The sequence below is a fragment of the Desulfofundulus thermobenzoicus genome, assembly GCF_009428905.1.
GTDB classification, from domain to species: Bacteria; Bacillota; Desulfotomaculia; order Desulfotomaculales; family Desulfovirgulaceae; genus Desulfofundulus_A; species Desulfofundulus_A thermobenzoicus.
On record NZ_WHYR01000007.1, the window covers coordinates 55,306 to 74,945 of the forward strand.

At 59.5% G+C, this 19,640-nt stretch carries 22 protein-coding genes and 1 riboswitch; of the genes, 3 read left to right on the plus strand and 19 right to left on the minus strand.

The window, feature by feature from the left end:
• Nucleotides 1-21: 21 nt before the first annotated feature.
• Nucleotides 22-216: a hypothetical protein gene (locus GFC01_RS04000; protein WP_152945350.1), complete on the plus strand. Its 195-nt coding sequence runs from the start codon at nucleotides 22-24 to the stop codon at nucleotides 214-216.
• A 35-nt stretch (nucleotides 217-251) separates the two neighbouring features.
• Here the strand turns inward: GFC01_RS04000 and fliO are convergent, their stop codons facing one another.
• From fliO to pseC, 17 genes are all read right to left on the minus strand, one after another.
• Complete coding sequence (fliO, locus tag GFC01_RS04005) at nucleotides 252-719, minus strand: flagellar biosynthetic protein FliO (RefSeq protein WP_152945351.1); 468 nt, start codon at nucleotides 717-719, stop codon at nucleotides 252-254.
• Entirely contained in the window at nucleotides 716-1,096 is a 381-nt protein-coding gene (gene fliN, locus GFC01_RS04010; RefSeq protein ID WP_152945352.1) for a flagellar motor switch protein FliN, read from the minus strand. The genes fliO and fliN overlap by 4 nt, the downstream gene beginning before the upstream one ends.
• Before the next feature lie 58 nt (nucleotides 1,097-1,154).
• Nucleotides 1,155-1,646: a flagellar basal body-associated FliL family protein gene (locus tag GFC01_RS04015; RefSeq protein ID WP_152945353.1), complete on the minus strand. Its 492-nt coding sequence runs from the start codon at nucleotides 1,644-1,646 to the stop codon at nucleotides 1,155-1,157.
• Nucleotides 1,647-1,728: 82 nt separating this feature from the next.
• Nucleotides 1,729-2,973 carry a flagellar hook protein FlgE gene (locus tag GFC01_RS04020; protein ID WP_152945354.1) on the minus strand — a complete coding sequence of 415 codons (1,245 nt, stop codon included), beginning with the start codon at nucleotides 2,971-2,973 and terminating at the stop codon, nucleotides 1,729-1,731.
• A 161-nt stretch (nucleotides 2,974-3,134) separates the two neighbouring features.
• Nucleotides 3,135-3,962 carry a flagellar hook-basal body protein gene (locus tag GFC01_RS04025; protein WP_152945355.1) on the minus strand — a complete coding sequence of 276 codons (828 nt, stop codon included), beginning with the start codon at nucleotides 3,960-3,962 and terminating at the stop codon, nucleotides 3,135-3,137.
• A 226-nt stretch (nucleotides 3,963-4,188) separates the two neighbouring features.
• Nucleotides 4,189-4,581 carry a TIGR02530 family flagellar biosynthesis protein gene (locus GFC01_RS04030; RefSeq protein WP_152945356.1) on the minus strand — a complete coding sequence of 131 codons (393 nt, stop codon included), beginning with the start codon at nucleotides 4,579-4,581 and terminating at the stop codon, nucleotides 4,189-4,191.
• Complete coding sequence (locus GFC01_RS04035) at nucleotides 4,578-4,997, minus strand: flagellar hook assembly protein FlgD (RefSeq protein ID WP_194174804.1); 420 nt, start codon at nucleotides 4,995-4,997, stop codon at nucleotides 4,578-4,580. The genes GFC01_RS04030 and GFC01_RS04035 overlap by 4 nt, the downstream gene beginning before the upstream one ends.
• A 155-nt stretch (nucleotides 4,998-5,152) precedes the next feature.
• The gene (locus GFC01_RS19935; RefSeq protein WP_152945358.1) at nucleotides 5,153-6,985 is read right to left on the minus strand and encodes a flagellar hook-length control protein FliK; all 1,833 of its coding nucleotides are present in this window, start codon (nucleotides 6,983-6,985) and stop codon (nucleotides 5,153-5,155) included.
• Between the two features lie 89 nt (nucleotides 6,986-7,074).
• A complete protein-coding gene (gene fliJ, locus GFC01_RS04045; RefSeq protein ID WP_194174805.1) occupies nucleotides 7,075-7,512 on the minus strand; it encodes a flagellar export protein FliJ in 438 nt (145 codons plus the stop codon).
• Between the two features lie 181 nt (nucleotides 7,513-7,693).
• Entirely contained in the window at nucleotides 7,694-9,016 is a 1,323-nt protein-coding gene (fliI, locus tag GFC01_RS04050) for a flagellar protein export ATPase FliI (protein ID WP_152945360.1), read from the minus strand.
• A gap of 27 nt (nucleotides 9,017-9,043) precedes the next feature.
• On the minus strand, nucleotides 9,044-9,883 hold the full coding sequence (locus tag GFC01_RS04055) for a FliH/SctL family protein (RefSeq protein WP_194174806.1): 840 nt from the start codon (nucleotides 9,881-9,883) through the stop codon (nucleotides 9,044-9,046).
• Entirely contained in the window at nucleotides 9,873-10,874 is a 1,002-nt protein-coding gene (gene fliG, locus GFC01_RS04060; protein WP_152945362.1) for a flagellar motor switch protein FliG, read from the minus strand. The genes GFC01_RS04055 and fliG overlap by 11 nt, the downstream gene beginning before the upstream one ends.
• Nucleotides 10,875-10,881: 7 nt before the next feature.
• Nucleotides 10,882-12,405: a flagellar basal-body MS-ring/collar protein FliF gene (fliF, locus tag GFC01_RS04065; RefSeq protein ID WP_152945363.1), complete on the minus strand. Its 1,524-nt coding sequence runs from the start codon at nucleotides 12,403-12,405 to the stop codon at nucleotides 10,882-10,884.
• Between the two features lie 16 nt (nucleotides 12,406-12,421).
• Nucleotides 12,422-12,718: a flagellar hook-basal body complex protein FliE gene (gene fliE / locus GFC01_RS04070; RefSeq protein WP_152945364.1), complete on the minus strand. Its 297-nt coding sequence runs from the start codon at nucleotides 12,716-12,718 to the stop codon at nucleotides 12,422-12,424.
• Nucleotides 12,719-12,904: 186 nt separating this feature from the next.
• Nucleotides 12,905-13,351 (minus strand): flagellar basal body rod protein FlgC, encoded by a 447-nt coding sequence (flgC, locus tag GFC01_RS04075; protein ID WP_152945365.1) that lies wholly within the window; start codon nucleotides 13,349-13,351, stop codon nucleotides 12,905-12,907.
• Nucleotides 13,352-13,357: 6 nt separating this feature from the next.
• On the minus strand, nucleotides 13,358-13,759 hold the full coding sequence (flgB, locus tag GFC01_RS04080) for a flagellar basal body rod protein FlgB (RefSeq protein ID WP_152945366.1): 402 nt from the start codon (nucleotides 13,757-13,759) through the stop codon (nucleotides 13,358-13,360).
• Between the two features lie 108 nt (nucleotides 13,760-13,867).
• Nucleotides 13,868-13,955: riboswitch (cyclic di-GMP riboswitch) on the minus strand.
• A gap of 762 nt (nucleotides 13,956-14,717) precedes the next feature.
• The gene (pseC, locus tag GFC01_RS04085; protein ID WP_152945367.1) at nucleotides 14,718-15,986 is read right to left on the minus strand and encodes a UDP-4-amino-4,6-dideoxy-N-acetyl-beta-L-altrosamine transaminase; all 1,269 of its coding nucleotides are present in this window, start codon (nucleotides 15,984-15,986) and stop codon (nucleotides 14,718-14,720) included.
• A gap of 179 nt (nucleotides 15,987-16,165) precedes the next feature.
• Between pseC and GFC01_RS04090 the strand changes: the two genes are divergently transcribed.
• Both GFC01_RS04090 and GFC01_RS04095 read left to right on the plus strand, forming a co-directional pair.
• On the plus strand, nucleotides 16,166-16,357 hold the full coding sequence (locus tag GFC01_RS04090; RefSeq protein WP_152945368.1) for a hypothetical protein: 192 nt from the start codon (nucleotides 16,166-16,168) through the stop codon (nucleotides 16,355-16,357).
• 189 nt (nucleotides 16,358-16,546) lie between these two features.
• Nucleotides 16,547-17,203, plus strand: a complete 657-nt coding sequence (locus GFC01_RS04095; RefSeq protein WP_194174807.1) for a helix-turn-helix domain-containing protein — start codon at nucleotides 16,547-16,549, stop codon at nucleotides 17,201-17,203.
• A gap of 421 nt (nucleotides 17,204-17,624) precedes the next feature.
• On the opposite strand, the gene GFC01_RS04100 is transcribed toward GFC01_RS04095, so the two are convergent.
• A complete protein-coding gene (locus tag GFC01_RS04100; protein ID WP_152945370.1) occupies nucleotides 17,625-18,578 on the minus strand; it encodes an Rpn family recombination-promoting nuclease/putative transposase in 954 nt (317 codons plus the stop codon).
• A gap of 34 nt (nucleotides 18,579-18,612) precedes the next feature.
• Nucleotides 18,613-19,623, minus strand: a complete 1,011-nt coding sequence (locus GFC01_RS04105) for an RpnC/YadD family protein (RefSeq protein ID WP_152945371.1) — start codon at nucleotides 19,621-19,623, stop codon at nucleotides 18,613-18,615.
• Nucleotides 19,624-19,640: the final 17 nt, after the last annotated feature.

Sequence of the window (19,640 nt, forward strand, 5' to 3'; positions counted from 1 at the left end):
CTTTCCAGGCGGTATGGCCGGTTGGCCGCTGTTCTGCCCCGGGTTGGGGCACTGCGGGTACTGCGGCCAGGCATTTCCCTTCCGGCGTCGGTGGTGCCGGATCGTTCCGGCTGGGAAGGCCTGTTGGCCATTGCTCTGCACCGGGCTGGGGCTCTGCGGGCACTATGGTCGGATCTCTTCCCTCCGCCGGCGACTGTACCGGATATTTCCGGTTGAGCGGCCGTCCGGGGCCTGTCCTTCCCGGGCCTATGCTAATCTTTTTCCTGTGTATGTTCATCTTGTTGTTCATCCCGAATGGTTTTAATGGTAAACGTGGTGCCCGGCGCCCGGCCCGGCACCTCCCCTTTCCCCCGGTTGAACCGTTCCTTCAGGCGGAGCATGGCGGCGGCCAGCTCTTCCCGGAACGGCAGGGGCCGGAGCCCGCCCACCGGCGCTTCCCCCGGGAAGGGTATGGCCTCCGGCAGTTGATCGAATTCCTGCAGCAGGGTGACCCCGCCTTCCTGCTGGGCCAGCAGGTAGTAGCGCCGGCCCACCTGCACCAGGGTGAGGGTGGCCTTCAGCCCCAGGGGCACCTGCTCGATCACCCGCATGTGCCGGCCCCGGGTCTGGGCCAGGCGGCGGCCCAGACCGTAACGTACGGCCAGGTAGGCCAGGAAGGCCACCAGGGGCAAGGTGACGGCCAGGCGCACCACCGCCCAGAACAGCTCGCCGTCGTTCACTGTTTTTCCCCGCCCGCCCGGTTTTTGCCCGCTTCATGGATGCTTTCGATGCGGATGCCGAAATTGCCGCCCAGGACCACCACTTCCCCCCGGGCCAGGGGCTGGTCGTTGATCAGCACCTCGGCCGTATCCCCGGCCGGCCGGTCCAGCTCCACCACCGAACCCTCGGTCAACTGCAGGATGTCCCGCACCTTCATGATGGTGCTGCCCAGTTCCACCGTGATGGTCACCGGCACGTCGGTCAGGTAGTCCAGGGCTATTTTCAGCTGCTCCGCCACCGCCGGGGGAGTCAGTTGGGGGAAGCGGACCTTCTTTACCACCGGCTGTTGCCCTTCCATCCGCCGGATCATTTCTTGAATTTCGTCTTCGGTAATCAATGGCACCGCCTGCCTTCGGTTGATAATCAACTGCCTTCTGCGGCCCGGTCGTCGGTGATTACTGCACCAGGAAGTCGGTGAAATACAGTCGTTCGATCTTGCCGTGCAGCAGCTGGCTGTTCATATGGTCCAGCATTTGTTTTTTGATGGCTTCCTGGTTTTTCACCGGCAGCACATCTTCCGCTTTCTTGCTGCGCAGAACAGTCAGGGCCATCTCGGTGAGCATGGGCTGCTTGGCTTTTATCTCTGCGGACAGCTTTTTGTCCTGGGGGTACTCCAGCACCACCCGCACCCGCAGGTAGTGGCTGGGGCCGTCGTCGGCCAGGTTGATCACCTTGTCCCCCAGGTCCAGGGTTTCCATGGGCACTTCTTTGGGTGTGGCCTGCACCGCCCGGCCGGACAGGGGGCCGAGGAACCACAGGGCGCCGAAGGTTGCCCCCCCGCCGATGATTATGGCCAGGAGCAGCAGGAGCAGGGTACGGAAAGCCCCGCCGCCCTTCTTTTTTTCCGTCTCACCGGTAGCTTGTTGTTTTCTTCTGTTTATGGGCATTTTTCAGGATCACCCTTTTGCCGCTGCCGGACGGGTGGCCGGAGCCGGCAGGCGGTATTGTGGTTTTAACGGCAATATGCGCTTACCGTTTCAGGTTGATCAGCTCATCCAGCATGGTATCGGACACGGTGATGATCCGGGCGCTGGCCTGGTAGCCCCGCTGGGTGGTGATCATGTTGGTGAACTCGTCCGTCAGGTCCACGTTGGACATTTCCAGGTAGCCGGATTCCACGGTGCCGTAACCGGCTGAGCCTGGCTTGCCCATATTTGGCGGGCCACTGCTTTTGCTGACACTAAAGAGGTTCTGGGCGGCCCGCTGCAGACCATCCTGGTTGGAGAAGGTATAAAGGGTAATTTGCAGGAGATCGGCGTTTACCGGTGGATTATTTTTAAGAAGAGATGGGTCCCCCTTCCATTCGAGAATGTTTCCGTCTTTGTCGGTACCGGTGATCAAACCGTCCTTGCTCACATTTAAGCTTGCCGCCGGGCCGTTAAGCATACGGATATAGTCGGTAAAGGGGTGGTGACTATTGTCGGTGGTAACATCAGTTCCATATATAGTAACATCACCTATGCTGTTGTTATTGTTAAAGGTTAAGGGATTGGTATTGTTAGAACTACTAATCGTTAGTTTCGCTGTGTCACTATTGCTGCTTGTCCTGAACACAAGATAGTGGTGAGTACCAGTATTATCTGTTATTGTTTTTCTGGACACTTCCACGCCACTTCGATAACTCTCAGCGTTTATTTTTGTGATCAAAGCATCCAGGTCTTTTAGTTCGTTAATTTTAATATTATCGAATGTAAATTCAACGGATTCCCCATCAGTGCCATCAGCCCTGGTTCCCTGGAGTGTAAGTTTTCCATTAATTGTTACTGTTCCATCCACATTAATTTCATTTGTCCACGCCGAAGTAATATTTCTGGCCTCCCCCACCAGCCGGTAGCCGCTGGAGTTGACCACATAACCGTTCTGGTCGATGTAGAAGACTCCGTCGCGGGTGTAGTATTCCTTGCCGCTGCCCGGGTCAATTACCTTGAAAAAGCCGTCGCCGTTGATGGCCAGGTCCAGGGTGCGGCCGGTGGACTGCAGGCCGCCGGGGTTCATGTTGTTGCTGATGCCGGCCAGGGATACGCCCAGGCCCACCTGGGCCGGGTTGGTGGATGTGCCGGCGCTTTTCAGCGTCTGGTATAGCACGTCTTGAAAGTTGGCCCGGCCGCTTTTAAAGCCCACGGTGTTCACGTTGGATATATTGTTGGCGATGACGTCCATGCGGATCTGGTGGTTTTTCATGCCGGCCACGCCGGCAAAAAGGGACCGGATCATTGATTATCCCTCCATAATTATGGTTATAGGCGGGAAAAATGTTTACGCATAATGCCCCCGTGACTTTATGTTTGCTCCCGCTGAAATCCCAGGCCTTTTGGGGAAGGCACCCGTCTTCCCGCTTCAGGGACCCGGTGCCGGTTAACCCGGCGCGCTCCGGTTTAACGCTTCAGCTCAATGGTATCCCGCAGCACTTCGTCGGAAGTGGTGAAGGTCTTGGCGTTGGCTTCGTAGCCCCGCTGGGTGATGATCAGGTTGCCCAGCTCCGTGGCCAGGTCCACGTTGGAGCCCTCCAGGTAGCCGGACTCGATGGTGCCCATGCCGTTTTCCCCGGGCTTGCCGTCAATCCGCGTGCCCGCCGGGTTGTCCCCGCCGCCGGCCTGGGCCGCGTTGTTGTCGCTGTACAGGTTGCTGCCGATCCTGGTCAGCCCGTTGGGATTGGGGAAGTCATACAGGCCGATCCTGGGCTTGTCGGTGGAAGTGGTGCCGTCGCCGTAGGTGATGATCACTTCCCCCAGCTGGGAAACGTTGATGGAGTTGATGGGCTTGTCGCTTTCCGGCTGGAGCTGGATGGCGCTGCCGCTGTCGTCCACCAGCCTCATGCCGTTTGCATTCACCAGGTAACCATCCTTATCCATATAAAAGGAGCCTTCCCGGGTATAGTAAAGCACCTCCCCCGCGTCGGTTTCCTTCAACACTCCGAAGAAACCGCTGCCGTTGACGGCCAGGTCCAGGGGCCGCGTGGTATTCTGCAGGGGGCCCTGGCCGAAGTTGGTGATGACGCTGGCCAGGGTGACGCCCGTTCCCACCTGGGCGGGGTTGGTCTGGGGGGTGCTCCCCCGCATGGTCTGGTAAAGGGCGTCCTGGAAATTGGCCTGGGTGGCCTTGTATCCCGTGGTGTTGATGTTGGCTATGTTGTTGCTCAGCACGTCCATGCGCGTCCGGTGGCTGAGCATGCCGGAGAGGCTGGTATAGATGGACTGGATCATTGGTATTTCGCCCCCGTTTTTGGAAATCTGATTTACAATCCCAAAAGAAAATCTTATGCCTCATACATCAAGGATTTCATATATTTTCAGGATGCTTATGCATATGGTGCCGTTACCGGTGTCGTCGGTACAGGGCATTTACCTATTCTCGCTGCACGCAACCCGCTTCCCATCCCGCCGCCTCGGTCGTTCAGCGGCGGCACGGCCTCCTTAAGCGGTCCGGCCGTTATTTAATCACTACGGCGCCGTCGATGTTGGTGAAAACGCGCCCGGTACTGTCGGCGGCGTCCAGGGCGGTCACCACCGTACGGTTTTTTACACTGGCCACCAGGGTCAGGTCGCCGTAGATAATCAGCGAATCCTTCACCCCTTTGGCGGCGGCCTGGTGCAAAGCCCGGCCGATTTTCTGCATGTCGGCATCGTTCAGGGTGATCCGGCGCTCCTGCAGGCGTCTGGCGGCGTGGGCCGACAGTTTTACCGCCTCCCCCGCCATTTCCCGGCGCAGTGTTTCCTGGAATGATGCTCCGGGCGTGGCCTGTCCCCGGCCGGCGGCGCCGGGCGGGCGGGAGGATGTGAGGGGTACCGCTTCCGGGAGAAATCCGCTTATTTTAACGTTCATCTGCCCAGGATCTCCTTTACCCGGTCGTAATCGTAGGCAATGCCGTCAATCACCACTTTGATGCCCTTTTCGTCAATGCTGATCTTTTCCACCCTGCCGGTTACGTCCTGGCCTTCCCCGTTCACCACCGTCACCTGCTGGCCCACCAAGCTGGCGGAAAGGGACAGTTCCTGGGTGCGCAGGAGCAGTTCCATGTTTTTGCTCAGGTTGACCATCTGCTCCATGGTGGTCATCTGGGCCATCTGGGCCATGAACTGGTTGCCGTCCATGGGGCTCAAGGGGTTCTGGTAGCGCATCTGGGCCACCAGGATCTGCAAAAAAGCGTCCTTGTCCAGTTCCTGCTTTGGCGGCTGGTATTTTGCCTTCGGGTCGTAATAGATGCTGTTCGTGGCGTTGTCGGCCGCACTGACTGCCATAAGCATATCCCACCTTACACGAAAAGGTTGAGACCGTAAGACAGATACAGCGTAAGTTCATTTCATGGACCCCGACAACAGGAGCATCGGCCCCGTCTTACGGTGGCTGATAGAGGTGATAAATTTGCATGTTAATTTAAAGTTACGCTGTAGCACTAAACAAAATAGTTAATTCCCCTTTGCGCCGGCTGCCCACCCGCCTCCCCGGCGGGGGCGGCCTCTTCCTGCGGTATTATATAGTGATAGCCGCCATACTGGCCGTTGCCGGAGCCCTCCTGCCGGTAGTAGCCGCCGGGCGGCTGGCCGCCTTCATACCCCACGGACACGGAGGCGTTTTGCAGGTGCAGGTTCTGGCCGGCCAGGGTGTCCCGCAGCTGGGGCAGGGCGCTTTCGATGGCCTCCCTGGCCGGGGCGTTGCTGACCTGGAACCGGGCGATGACGTCACCCTGCAGGTAGATCAGGCGCACCGCCACGTGCCCCAGTTCCGGCGGATCCAGCTTGAACCACAGGTATGTGCGCCCCTGGCTGTGCCGGGCCACGGCCCGCTGCAGCACTTCCGCCACCTGGACGGGCAACTGGGCCACGGGTACGCTGCCCTGTTGATTTGCCGGCCCGGTCTGGTTAAAAGGCGGGGCTATTCCCGCGCCTGCCGGGACCGGCGGGTGATTGGCCGGCTGGACGGCCCCCGGTTCCGCAAGCAGGTGTCCCGGCTGGCCGGCTGTGGCCGCCGGGGCCGTTGACGCCTGATTCCGGCCCGTGAGGGCCGGGAACGCGTCCTGCAACGCCTGCCGGGCGAACAGGCCGCCGGCGGCTTCCGGCACGGGGACGTTTTCAGGGCCGGTTGAAAGGGCCGCTGTAGCCTCCCGGAGGCCCGTCCCCCCCTGCGCCGGCGATCCGGCGGTGTGCAAAGGGACGGCTGTTTTTAAAGCAGCCCCGTCCTCCGGGCGGGGTGGTCCGCCGGAACCGTCCTGTCTTACCCCGGTCAGCGCCTGGAGCAAAAGAGTCCTCAAGCGGTCCAGTACGGCCGCCGTGCCTCCCCCGGTGGCGTTTGCGGCAATCCCCTGTTCAGGGGAAAGATCTCCTGCCTGGTTTAACACAGCCGCCGTAATGCCGCCGGAGCCGCCCGGGGCGGACACCGGTGCCGCTGCCGGGACCGCCGGTTCTCCGGCCGGCAGTTGTCCTGATCCTGTGGGCAGTAATGGCCCGGCACTCCCCCGGCCGTTTGTTTCCGGCTGGATAAGCTGCAGCAGTGCCCGCAGTTGCTGGAGGTCAGGATCCTGCAGCCCGGGAAGGCCCGGCCCGGCCTGCATGGCTGTGCCGGGGGCGTTTTCCGGCACGCCGGCGGGGAAAAGGCCATTCAACTTTGCGGCCCGGGGTATTGAGACCCCGGCCGGATTACCCTGCCCGTTGAACAGCAGGGCGTAGAGCAGTTCTGCCGCCTGCCGGGCGGTTCCTGCCGGGAGGCCGGCGGGTATTCCCGTTCCGGCAACGCTGCCCGCGTCATTGCCGCCCGACTGGCCGGTCAGGAAAAGCTGGATATCACCGGCCGGGATGCCGGTGAGGGCGGTGATGGCCGCCAGCAGGGCCGTCCACCCCGCCGGGTCAACGGCAGCCCATTGTTCTTTTCCGGCGTTAATGCCAGCCGGCGGATCTCCTCCCGCCTCTTCCCCGGTCACTGCGCCCCCGTCCGCATGCAGGTACGGGAGCTGTGGGAAGAGCGGAGATAAGGAGCTCGCGCCGGCAAAGGGAGACATGTCGGGGGAGCTGCCGCCTGTGCCGGGACTGGAGTCCGCGGCCGGGGTGATGCCGTCGACGCCGGCATCGGAAACCGCGGCCGGAAAGCTGTCATTGTTGCCTCCGCTGCCGGCCGCTCCCAGCAATTTGGCCAGAAAGGACAAAAACGTGTCTTCTGCGGCGGGTGCGGCGCTGCCGGTTCCCGTGCGGGAAGGCGGTATTCCCCCGGATGGGGTTAGCAGATTGATTTCCACGTTTCATTTCACCTCCTTTCGCAAAACTGCTTGGAAACTATCCGGTTGCACCGGTGAGTGCCGGGTCCGCGTTCACACCAGTGCCACGGCTACTCCCGGTGGAACAGCACCGTCAGCAGCCCCATCTCGTCCGTTTCCCTTTGTTCCGCCCGGTTTTCCATCAGAGTGTGGGCGTGCAGTTGCCTTTCCCGCAGCTTTTGTAAAATCATCCTGTCACGGCGGGCGTGCAAGGCCTCCGCCCGGCATTCGTCCAGCTTTTGACCGGCCCGGTGCACCTCCTCCCGCCGGCGGTCCCGATCCTGAATGAGCAATTCCCTCCAGAGCAGCAGGTGCAGTTCCTCTTCCGGCTGGAGAGTTCCCATGCAGCATTGTTCGAAGCTTTTTTCCAGCAGGGAGCTGGTCCTGTTCAGTTCCTCCAGCCGGTTCAGGTATTCCTGCCGCGCCCTGGAATGGGCCAGCAGGGCCTGTTCCTCCCGCTGTTCCCGGAGCTGCAGCACGGGCTGCAGCCGGAAGTTGAACCTGCGCATATGAACACCCCTCGCAAAGTCCGGTTTATTGGAGGTATTGGGATAACAAATATGACGGTTGTTCATAAGGCTTATAAGGCATACCGGGTTGCGGTTTTGCTAAGCATCTGGCAAAAGCATGGTTTCCATATTTACCCAACTGGTGAGTGCCCCGGAAACGGCATGGCCGTCTTACGCATGGTCACTCTGTTTCCGGCAGTACCCGCATGGTTTCCTCAAAGCTGCTGTTTTCGTGCATATCCTGGCGCAGGAAGCGGATTATCTCCGGGTAGGCCTTTACCGCCGCGTCAATGCGGGGGTTGGACCCGGCCACATAGGCGCCTATGTTGATCAAATCCTCCGACTGGCGGTAGGTGGCCAGCAGGTCCCGCAGGCGGCCGGCCCGGGCAAAGTGTTCGCGGTCCACTATTTCCGGCATCACCCGGCTGACACTCTGCAGGATGTCGATGGCCGGGTAGTGGTTCCGGGCGGCCAGTTCCCGGGACAGGACGATGTGCCCGTCCAGGGTACCCCGCACCGCGTCGGTGATGGGCTCGTTCAGGTCGTCCCCTTCCACCAGCACGGTGTAAAAGGCGGTGATGGAGCCCACGGCCCCCATGCCGGAGCGTTCCAGCAGCTTCGGCAGGAGGGCGAAGACCGACGGGGTGTAGCCCCGGGTGGCCGGCGGCTCCCCGATGGCCAGGCCCACCTCCCGCTGGGCCATGGCAAAGCGGGTGACCGAATCCATCAAAAGGAGCACGTTCTTGCCCCGGTCCCGGAAGTATTCGGCGATGGCGCTGGCCACAAAGGCGGCCTTGATCCGCTCCAGGGCCGGCCGGTCCGAGGTGGCGGCCACCACCACCGACCGGGCCAGACCCTCTTTCCCCAGGTCCCCTTCGATGAAGTCCCGCACTTCCCGGCCCCGCTCCCCCACCAGGGCGATGACGTTCACGTCGGCGCTGCTGAAGCGGGCCACCATGCCCAGAAGCGTACTCTTGCCCACCCCGCTGCCGGAGAAAATGCCCAGGCGCTGCCCCCGGCCGCAGGTGAGGAAGGCGTCGATGGCCCTTACGCCCGTGGAAAGAATTTCCGTGATGCGCTGCCTGGCCAGCGGATTGGGGGGAGGGTTGTCCACCGGCACGAAACACTGGTCCGGGGCGGCAAGCTCCCGGCCGTCCATGGGCTGCCCCAGGCCGTCCAGCACCCGGCCCAGCAGGTGTTCCCCCACGGCCACCGTCAGGCCCCGCCCCCGGGGCACCACGCTGCAGCCGGGGGAGATGCCCCGCAGTTCCCCCAGGGGCATGAGCAGGGTGGCATTGTCCCGGAAGCCCAGCACTTCGGCCACCACCGGCGGTTCCCCGGGCACGTGGATGTGGCAGATCTCGCCGATGCGGGCGGTGATGCCCCGCACCTCCACGGTGAGGCCGATGACCCGCACCACCTGCCCGGTGGGGCGCAGCAGGCGGGCTTCCCGCACCCGGCGGCGCCAGGGCTCCAGATCAATTTGTGGTACCGGGTTGGGCATTGCTTCTACCTCCGGTCCGTCCCCTTTTTACTGCAGGGCTTCCTGCAGGGCCTGCCAGCGGGCCTTTAAACTGGCGTCCACCCTGCCGTCGGCCGTTTCCACCCGGCAGCCGCCCGGCTCAACGGCCGGGTCGCCGATGATCTGCAGCACGGTGCCCGGGGGCAGGGCCGGCTCCAGTTCCTGCCGTCTTTCTTCTACCATGGCCATTTGCTCCGGGTTTACATAAAGCACCGCCTGCTCCCGGGCCCGGGCCGTTTCCAGGGCCTCATGCACAATGTTCAACACCACCGCCGGGTCCAGGGTCAGCTGGGCGGCCACTATTTTTTCCGCCATCTCCCGGGCCAGGACCACCACTTCCCCTTCCAGTCCCGCCAGGGTGGCCCGGCGGATTTCCTCCGCCTGCCGCAGTACCTGCCGGGCTTCCTCCCGCAGGGCCCCGGCCTCGGCGGCCGCCTCTTCCAGGGCCTTCCGGTAGCCCTCCCGGTAGCCTTCCTCCCGCCCGGCCGCCAGCCCTTCCTCCCGGCCCCGGGCGGCCGCTTCCCCGGCCAGCCTGCCGGCTTCCTCCCGGGCCTTTTCCAAAATGGCGGCGGCTTCCCGGCGGGCGGCGGCCAGAATTTCCTCCGCCCTGGCCCCGGCCTCTTCCAGCGGGCCCGGCTGCGCCCGACCATTTCCTCCACTGCCGGTCGCCCTATCTTCAAATCCGTGGCTGCCGGCACGGCCGGCACCGTTCCCGTGTCCGTTTCCGCCGGCATATTCCTCCCGGGGGTCATCCCCGGAAAGGGGCAATGGCGGGAATTCGTAGCGCAGGGCCAGAAAAACGGGCTCTTCCGCCGAGGTGTCACAATCCAGGATAATTTTAGATGACAATAGCATCTTCCCCACCCCGGGCGATGATAATTTCGCCGGTTTCGTCCAGCCGGCGGATGATCTGCACTATGCGCTGCTGCGCCTCTTCCACGTCCCGCAGGCGCACCGGGCCCATGTACTGGATTTCCTCCCGCAGCATATCGCCGGCCCGGCGGGACATGTTCTTGAAGATACGCTCGTTCACTTCTTCGTTGGCGCCCCGCATGGCCTTGGCCAGGTCCTTGGTGTCCACTTCCCGCAGCACCCGCTGGATGGCCGAGTCGTGCAGCTTGATGATATCTTCAAAGACAAACATCATCTTGCGCACTTCGTCGGCCAGGTCGGGGTCGGAAACCTCCAGTTCTTCCAGGATGGTTTTTTCCGTGCTGCGGTCCACCCGGTTCAAAATGTTGACCAGGGTTTTGATGCCGCCCACGGCCTGGTCCTGCTGCACCACCATGGACATTTTGCGCTCCAGCACCCGTTCCACCTCTTTGACCACCTCCGGGGAAATGCGGTCGATGACCGCCACCCGCCGGGCGATGTCGGCCTGCTTCTCCGGGGGCAGGGCGGACAGGATCAACGCCGCCTGCTCGGGAACCAGGTGGGTGATGATCAGGGCGATGGTCTGGGGATGCTCGTCCCGGATGAAATTGAGCAGGTGCCGGGCATCGGTGCGGCGCAGGCCGCTGAAGGGCACGTTCTGGATGGCCACCGACACCTTGTTTAAAATTTCTTCCGCCCGCTGGGGCCCCACGGCCTTTTCCAGCACCTCCCGGGCGTACTTGTAGCCGCCATGGAGCAGGTAGTCCCGGGCCTGGGACAGTTCCAGGAACTCTTCCAGCACGGACTGCTGCACCTCTTTGGGTACGCTTTCCAGCATGGAAATATGCTGGGTGAGCATTTCTATCTCATCTTCGGGAAAATGCTTCAACACTTTGGCCGATAAATCGGCTCCCAGGGCGATGAGAACGATGGCCGCCTTTTGCACGCCGGTTAACTTGCCAGCCATGGTGAAATTACTCCTTCATCCATAGTTTTAAAATTTCGGCCACCTGGGAAGGTTTCTCCCGGGCCATTTCCCGGACCTGCTGCCTGGCGCCGGGCGGCTGCGGAGCGCCTTCCGGCAGGGGCTGCAGGCCCGTCACTTCCGCGGGCGGGGCCTCCTCTTCCGCTTCCAGTGCGGCCATCCGGCGGCGGCGACGGATGAAGAAGAAGAGCAACAGGAGCAATCCCAGCAGTAAAACTGCCGCCCCGACCGCCACCGGCCAGTATTTTTTCAGGTCGGCCAGGGTCAGGCCCGGCCTGGCCATCTCCTGCTGCACCTGGTCCAGGTAACTGGTATCAAAGGGCATGGCCGTTACGTTGATCTGGTCCCCCCGGTTCTGCTGGAAACCCACCGCCGCCATAACCATGTCCTGGACCTGCTGGACCTGCGGGGCGCCGTAATTGCCGTTTAACACCACGGCCACCGAAAGCCGGCGCAGGTTTCCCGGGGCGGGCACCAGGGTCTGCTGCTGGCTGCCCAGCTGGTAGTTGGTGGTGGTCTGCTGCTTCTGGTACTGGGAGTTTCCCCCCGTCAGGGCCGGTACCGTTTGCCCGGGCAGGCCGGTGGGCGTTCCCGGCGCACCGCCGATCCCCGTGCCCGAGCCGCTTTCCGTCACCGTCTGCTGGCTTAAGGTCTGCCCCGGCTGGACGGTGGTGGTGGTGGTCTGGCGCTGGTCGAAATCCAGGTCCGCCGTGACCATGGCCACCGCCTTGTTCGGCCCCAGGATGCGGGCCAGCATCTGCTGGATGCGGGTCTCCAGTTCCTTTTCATACTGCCGGCGGACCTGGTATTGATCCATGGAGAGCTTCATTAACCTGGCCCGCTCGTCCGCCAGGGCCAGGTTGTCGCTGAGGACGTTGCCCTCCGTGTCTATGATATGTACGTTTTCCGGCTTCATCCCCTGGACGCTGCCCACCACCAGGTCCATGATGCCCTTTACCTGTTCGGGTTTGAGATCGCTTTTCAGCTTCAGAAGTATGGACGCCGAGGGTTCCACCCGGTTATCCAGAAAGAGGCTTTCCTTTGGCAGCACCAGGTGCACCCGGGCCTGTTCCACTTCACTCAGGCCGGCTATGGTACGGCCCAGTTCCCCCTCCAGTGCCCGCTGGTAGTTTACCTGCTGCTCAAAGTCGGTGACGCCGAATTTCTGCTGGTCGAAAAGTTCAAAACCGGTGCCGGAGTTTGCCAGCACCCCCTTGCTGGCCAGCTGGATTCTGGTGCTGTACACCTGTTTTTCCGGAACGGTGATGGTTTTGCCCTGATCTTCCAGCCGGTAGGGCACCTTCATGTTTTTCAGCTCTTCGGCAATCTTTCCCGCCTCTTTGGGCTGCAGGCCCGTAAACAGGGGGGCATAGCGGGGTTGGGCGATAACCAGCCCCAGGTACACCACCGTGGCCAGCAGCCCCGCCGCAGCAGCGGTAAAGAGGATTTGCCGGGACCGGGGAAGAGCCTGCCACCGCTCTTTAAAAGCGGTCAGCATCTGTTTAGGGTTCATCTATGGCGACAGCTCCTTAAACCTGCATGCGCGATATTTCCTGATAGGCTTCCACCATTTTGTTACGCACCTCCACGGCCAGGGTCATCATGATGCGCGCCTCTTCCATGGCAATGGTCACCTGGTGCAGGTCCTGCACCCGGCCGGTGAGGAACTGCAGGCCCACCCGGTCGGCCTGCGCCTGGGCGTTGTTCACCTCTTCCAGGGCCTGCTTGAGCATCTGGCTGAAGCCGGTAGAGGCCGGGACATTGTCCTTTGCCGCGGGAGATTCCGCGGGAATTATGCTTAAAGGGGAAACAGGAAGGATTGGCAAGGGAAGTACCCCCTTTCCGGTAGATGTTCAATAAATCCGTTTTGGTGCGGCGTTGTCCAAACTCATTCTGCACGTCCCTATTTTCCCCCAAAGGGGTCTGGCCACCTGACATTATTTCCCGGAAACTCCCGGCGGTGCGCTTATTGCTTTCCGACTTCTTTACGCACCGGGGGCCGGGGGAAGCCATTAACCCCTGCCGATCTCCAGCGCCCTCAAGGCCATGTCCTTGGCCGCGTTCAACGCCGTGACGTTGGCCTCGTAGGCCCGGCTGGCGGAGATCATATTAACCATCTCATTGGCGATGTTGATGTTGGGATAGGCCACATAACCCGTAGCGGGGTCGGCCAGGGGATGGGATGGTTCATAGGCCATACGGGGCGGGGACGGGTCGTCCACCACCGCCGCCACGCTCACCCCGGCGGCATTGAAGGAGGGCTGGCCGGGCAGGGCGTCCATGGCCTGCTGCAGCCTTTCGGCAAAAACCGGAACCTTGCGGCGGTATGGCTGGTTCAACGGGTCGTTGGGCCGGCCGGCGGTGTGCAGGTTGGCAATATTGTTGGCCGTAATATCCAACCAAAGTCTCTGGGCCGTTAAGCCCGAAGCACTAATGCCGAATACATTAAGTAGAGGCATCGTCTGTTACCTCCCGCGAATGACATAGGCCAGTAGTGACAGGCGATCGCCCAGTGCCCGGGCGGCAGCCTGGTAAACCAGCGTGTTGGCGGCCAGGTTTACCATCTCCTGATCAATGTCCACGTTATTGCCGTTGTAACCCATGGTGGTGCCCTCCTCCTTCACCACCGTGGGTTCCACCCGGGCCAGAGGGACCGGAGCCCCAATGTGCCGCGGGTTGCTGGTGGCCAGCGGCAGGTCGCCCTCCCCCAGCGCCCGCCGCAATTCCTCCGTAAAGCTGACGGAGGACTTTTTAAAACCCGGCGTATTCACATTGGCCACGTTGTTGGCGATCACCCGCTGGGTGAGCGCCGATGCATCCAGCTGCTTCTGCAGCGCCACCAGTATGGGGCTGGCGAAAAGATCCATGGTACCACTCCCGATATGAATGCTTATGAACGGCTAAGTAAAAATAATTTCGTCCTTTCCCTTTTTTCATGTTGAACAAAAAACCGACCCAACGGTCGGGGGAAACATTGTCGCAACCCGGCTGCCATAGCGGGGAACCGCTGTAGGCCCGTGGCTTTGCGCCCCTCCCTTTCGGTGAAGTTTGCCCCTGGACAATGGTGCATGATCTTCCTTATGAATAATTTTACAGTCCCTGCGCCGACAGTGGGTTTTTGGTTGGAATTTGCCGCTTTTCGCCTCACCCCCGTAACGGGCTGCCCGCCCCGCCCTGAAATATTCCCTTTTTACCCGGCTTGGATGAACCGGCTTACTCCTTTTGAATGACTTTACTCATAAGAATAATTTGCCGGTGTTGCTAAAATTCCTCCTGCATCGCCATAAAAAAACAAAAAATTAACCTGAATTTTATAAAGGTACCTATAAAAAGAAGATGTCCGTTACGTATTAAGATTCGGTTGAGGGGATCACAGGGAGATGGAAGAGAGGGTTTGCCGTCATCATGGTCCCAGGACATAATTCCCGGCGAAGGGGTCTATCGCCCTGCAGCAAGGCGGGCCGGTACTGAGCGGCAGATTCCAGGGGGCGCTGTTGCCGGGCATTATGTCCCATAATGCCGGGAAAATGGTTGCCTGGAGGATAAGCAGCGCCTGCGGATCAGCCGGAAGAAGAAGCAGCTCCGGAGAAGGACTTATAACTCCTCCAGGGGGGGACCCCCTCTGGGGGGCAGACACCTTTTGGCACTTAGTGTCTGTTTTTCCCTGTTATATATTCAGTCAAACCGGTGCAGGCACGGCGTTGTCCCCGCTCACTCCCTGGCTTTCGCGCCGACAGCACCACAGCTCGCCGGGTGCTGTTACCGGCGCTTCGCAATGTCTTATCGCTTAAGGACAACGCCGCGCCTTTGTATTAACCACCGATTTCAGTGAACACTTACATCCCCCGAATACCAGAGAATCACCTTTTTTACCGCCGCAATCACATCCCGCACGTCCCGGTCGGTCATGGCCGGAAAAAGGGGCAGGGTGATGATGCGCTGGTACAGGTCCTCGGCGTTGGGGCAGTAAAATCCCGACAGGCTGCAGCTGTCCGGGTCGCCCAGCCAGCGGTAGTAGGGGTGGCGGTAAACGGGGATGTAGTGCACGTTCACCCCGATATTCTCCGCCCGCAGGGCTTCGAAGATGCGGCGGCGGCTGGCTTTCAGCCGGTCCGGGTTCAACGCCAGCACGTACAGGTGCCAGGCCGACCGGGCATGGGGCGCCTGGTAGGGAATGGTCACTTCGGGGAGATGGGCAAAGGCTTCGTTATACATTTGGGCGATTTCCCGCCGCCGCTCCAGGAAACGGTCCAGCCTGGCCAGCTGGCTTAAACCCAGAGCGGCCTGGATGTCCGTCAGGCGGTAATTGTAGCCCAGATCCTGCATTTCGTAATACCATGGCCCCTGGTCGTCCACCAGCAGGTCGGGGTCCCGGACGATGCCGTGGTTGCGGAAAAGGAGCAGCCACTGGCGATACTCTTCCGAATTGGTGGTGACCATGCCCCCCTCCCCGGTGGTGATGTGTTTTACCGGGTGGAAGCTGAAAATGGTCATGTCGCTTAAACCCCCGATGGGGCGGCCCCTGTATTCCGCTCCCAGGGCGTGGGCGGCGTCTTCGATGACGGTCAGGTTGTGTTTGGCGGCCAGGGCGTGGATGGGGTCCAGGTCGCAGGGCTGGCCGGTGAAATGAACGGGAAGGATCACCCTGGTGGCGGGGGTGATCTTTTTTTCTATTTCAGCCGGGTCTATGTTGTATGTATGGGGGTCTATGTCGGCGAACACCGGTTTCGCCCCCAGGTACAGGGCGCAGTTGGCGCTGGCGGCAAAGGTGATGGGGCTGGTGATCACCTCGTCCCCCCGCCCCACCCCGGCGGCAAAGCAGGCCCCGTGCAGGGCGGCGGTGCCGCTGGAAAAGGCTACGGCGTAGCGCGCCCCCACCCGGGCGGCGAACTGCCGCTCGAACTCGGCCAGGGTGGGCCCGGTGGTCAGCCAGTCGCTACGCAGCACCCGGGTGACCGCCCGGATGTCGTCCTCCTCGATCCACTGCCGGGCGTAGGGAAGATACGTCTCCCGCACCGGCCGGCCGCCGGCAATGGCTGGAAGGTGGCGGCCGGGACCATTATGGCGCCCCTTTTGCCGGTACTGATCATCCATTAATTTTTCGCATCCCCTTTCTAACTGGCACACTATATCCATTATAGGCAAATGGGTGGGCTGTGGCAACGGCGGGATAGTCACCGGCTTATCCCGGGGTATATTGCCAGGTGCCGGCAGGCGGGGTATGTGATTTTTAAGGGGTTTTCTAAAATCGGTTCAGGAAGAGGAGCTGAAAAATGCCAAAAGAAAAGCGCCTTCTGACGGACGCTCAAAAGAGGAAAATTAAAAGCATATTGAGGCGGGAATTATCCCGTCGCCGGGAAATTGTTTTTGCCTACCTGCACGGCTCCTTGTTAATGCTTCCATATTTTCATCGCTTTGGAGATTTCTTTGTTTTTATGTCAATTAATTGGATGAATAGCGAATGAGTTTATTATATAAGCTATATGCTTCCAGGTCAAACCAATAATAGGCAATTAGCTTTCAATTTGCGCATTTATCCGCGTTTTGCTTGTGCTATTTTAACGTATCTTTTATTTGCTGATTGTTTCCTGCGCAACCGGCCGGATATACTAAAAAAGAACCTGCACAATGCCTGTTCACAAAGAGGGATATTTATGAAATGGCCGGAAAGGTTGCGCCAGGTGCGTCTGCAAAGAAGTTTGAAGCAAAGGGAACTGGCCGAAATGGTTCATGTGTCATCGCAGACCATTTATGACATAGAAACGGGGCGCCGGCGCGCCCACGCGGAACTGGTGGCCCAGCTGGCACAGGCTTTACATGTTTCCGCGGATTACCTGCTGGGCCTCAGTGATGATCCCAACCCCCATGGATTGGAGGACGAACCGGCCGGGCTAAAAAAAGTCTTCTGGGGTTTAAAGGCTGATCACCTGCTGACGGCGCTGGTGGCACGATGCCTGGACCTGCCCCGGGAGGCCCGGCTTTCCGTTTTAGAGCACTGGGAGATGGATTTATTCATCGAGGAAAAGAAGGTATCCGGCGGGTCCGGTAATAAACCGGGGGAATTTCTTTTTCCGGCAGCCGTACATGAAGCAGCAAATGTTTTTGGCACAAATGATAAAAGCACCCTCCAGGGTGCGGCCGCCCCTGAAAAGGGGCAGCGGGAGGATACCGGCTCCGGTGTTTTCCCCCCCGGCCCCGGCCGGGCGGAATCGCAGGGTGGATCCGGGCCGCAAGAACTTCCGGAACCGGAAGGGCAGGATTCCCGCGAAAACCGGGATGGAAAAGCGGGAGTTAACCACCAGGAGCAGTGAACCGTAAAACCGTTTTCGGCCGCCAACGGTTTTCAACCATAAACCATCTGCATGAATCCGGGATATAAGTTTGACTGTTCTTGCTGTAATGTTGGGCAAGGAAGATTGACCGGGCCATTGCCAGAACCTGGTGATCCGGCGTATAATTCAAGCATCGTGGATATCCCGGTTTCAAGGGACGTGGGACTATGAATTACCGGAATTAAAAGAGATCGTCAGAGAACTGGGTCGATCTGATTTTCGTTCATCGGCCAGCTCCTTTGTTTCTTTTGAATAATAGTTTACCTGATGGAGGGGACAGTTTCAAGAGATTTACAGCTCCACCCGGTCCCGGCGGCAGAATCACATGGGGACTGTTCTTGATGTGAATTCACATCAAGAACAGTCCCTGATGTTTCCCTGATTTTCCCTCTGCCCGGGCTCAGGTTTCCTTTATGATGGACCTTGCTTCCTGCAAGCTGGCTGCCTTGAAAATGCGGTTAATGATCCGGTTTAAAACTTCCAGGCTGTCTATGTGGCGCACTGCCTGCTGCAAATCCCGAGCATCATTTCCGAAGCGGACCTCTAAAAATTGACAAATGGCATCTTGAGCCATCGCTATTTTCCCTTCTGCTCTTCCTTCTGCTCTTCCTTCTGCTCTTCCTTCTGCTCTGCCCTCCGCCCTGGCCCCGGCCAGCATGGAAATCTCGTCCCGTGCCGCCTTCTCCCGCAGTTCGTACAGGCGGCGCTCAAGGCGGTTTTTATAAAACATCTCCTCTATGGTCATGGCTTTGCGTATGCCGGGATTTTTCATGGCTATCGCCTCCATCTCTTCCCCCTGCAGGTTATTAAGGTACATCAGCCATTCTTCCAGTGTGTTCTGCGGGCGCCTCTTCAGCCGCTTGGCTTTCTCCAGTTCCAGGAAATGTATTTCCAGGTCGTCCGTTAGTTTTTCGCCGCTCCGGTCTTCGCGAATGTGGAAAGTGTGGTGGTAGCGCTCGTCTTCTCTAAACCAGTCGAAGCCCAGGATGTTGATGGCGATGGTTTTGTGCAGCTGGCTGAATTCCTGCCCGCTTTGCAGCTGGCCGTGATAAAGTCCGGCCCAGTAAAACAGTGTGCGCTTGTCGATGTTGTACTTATTGGCTATCTGCACTTCAATATTGATGATGGTACCGTCCTGTGTACGGGCCAATATGTCCAGGCGGGCCGCTCTGTCCAGAAGGTATTTGGGGTCGAGTTCCCGGTCCAGTAGTTCTACTTCGGCAAGCAATTTTTCGGGTGGTGGGTCCAGCACGGCGTTGAGCAGCCCCAGCAGGGCTTCCTTGCCTTCTTCCGAGCCGAATATGCGCTTGAATGCGTAGTCGTTGGTACGGTTGATGGGCGGTTTGGTTACCAAAAACTCACCTCCTGCGGGCAGGTGCTTGTTTTTATTATACCAGGCTATTCCCTATGATATCCAGAGCCTCTTCCATTGTATTGGCAGCAAACAACTGCTCCAATATCCTGTCCAGTATTTCCAGGTCGGTCAACTGCTGTATTCTTTCCTGTATATCGGCGGAATCCAAACCAAATCTCCGGGCCAGGTATTTGCGTATGATTTCCTGTGACCGTTCTACTTTGCCTTCTGTACGTCCTTCCGCCCGTCCTTCCGCTCGTCCTTCCGCCCGTCCTTCCGCCCGTCCTTCTGCCCTAACACGCTCGCCCCACTCACGTGAGGCAGGGTACCTGGTCAAGAGTTCATAAATTTTTTTCTTTTCTTCGGCAGTCATTTTCAAGGTCATGCGCATCACCTCTTCCAGATCCTCTATTTGAACCAGTTCATTCTCAAACACAAAATCCACCAGCTGCGCCACTTCCCCGTCGGAGCGGTCTTTCACATACTTTTCCACCAGTATTGCCGATGATTCCGCCTTTAATCTTCCCCGCCGGGTAAAAAAGGCTGCAAACATATAGTTTGTCTGCGGGTCTCCCAGTTCGTTTAAAACGACCACCTGGATGGGAAAGGCCCACCCTTCTACCGCATAAATGCCCGGTGCCGGGGTATTTTTCTTAACCTCGAAACCCCTTTTCTTCAGCATGCCCAGCATGGCCCTGGGACGGCCGCTGCTGACAAAGCTGAGGGTAAAGTTGTCCAGGGTGAGCAATTCCGGGTGTTTTAACGCTTTGTAAAGAAAGGCGATGGCCATACCTTTATCAAAATCGTTGGCTGAGAGGTGGTCAGGCGGGGATTTATATTCAAACAAATTGTATCTGCTGAAAAATTTAGCTATGGGGTGCAATAGCCCGGCCTCGCCAAACTTCTTGATCACCAGTATATCCACATCCAGGGGCCTGGAGGAAAGGGCCACTTCCGCCTCGACTTCTATCTGGCCCGGTGGTGCTCCTTTTAAAGCCTCCTTAATAGCCGCTACGAAGGCCGGGTGCCATTGTTTTCTGGGCAAGGCATCACATCCTTTAC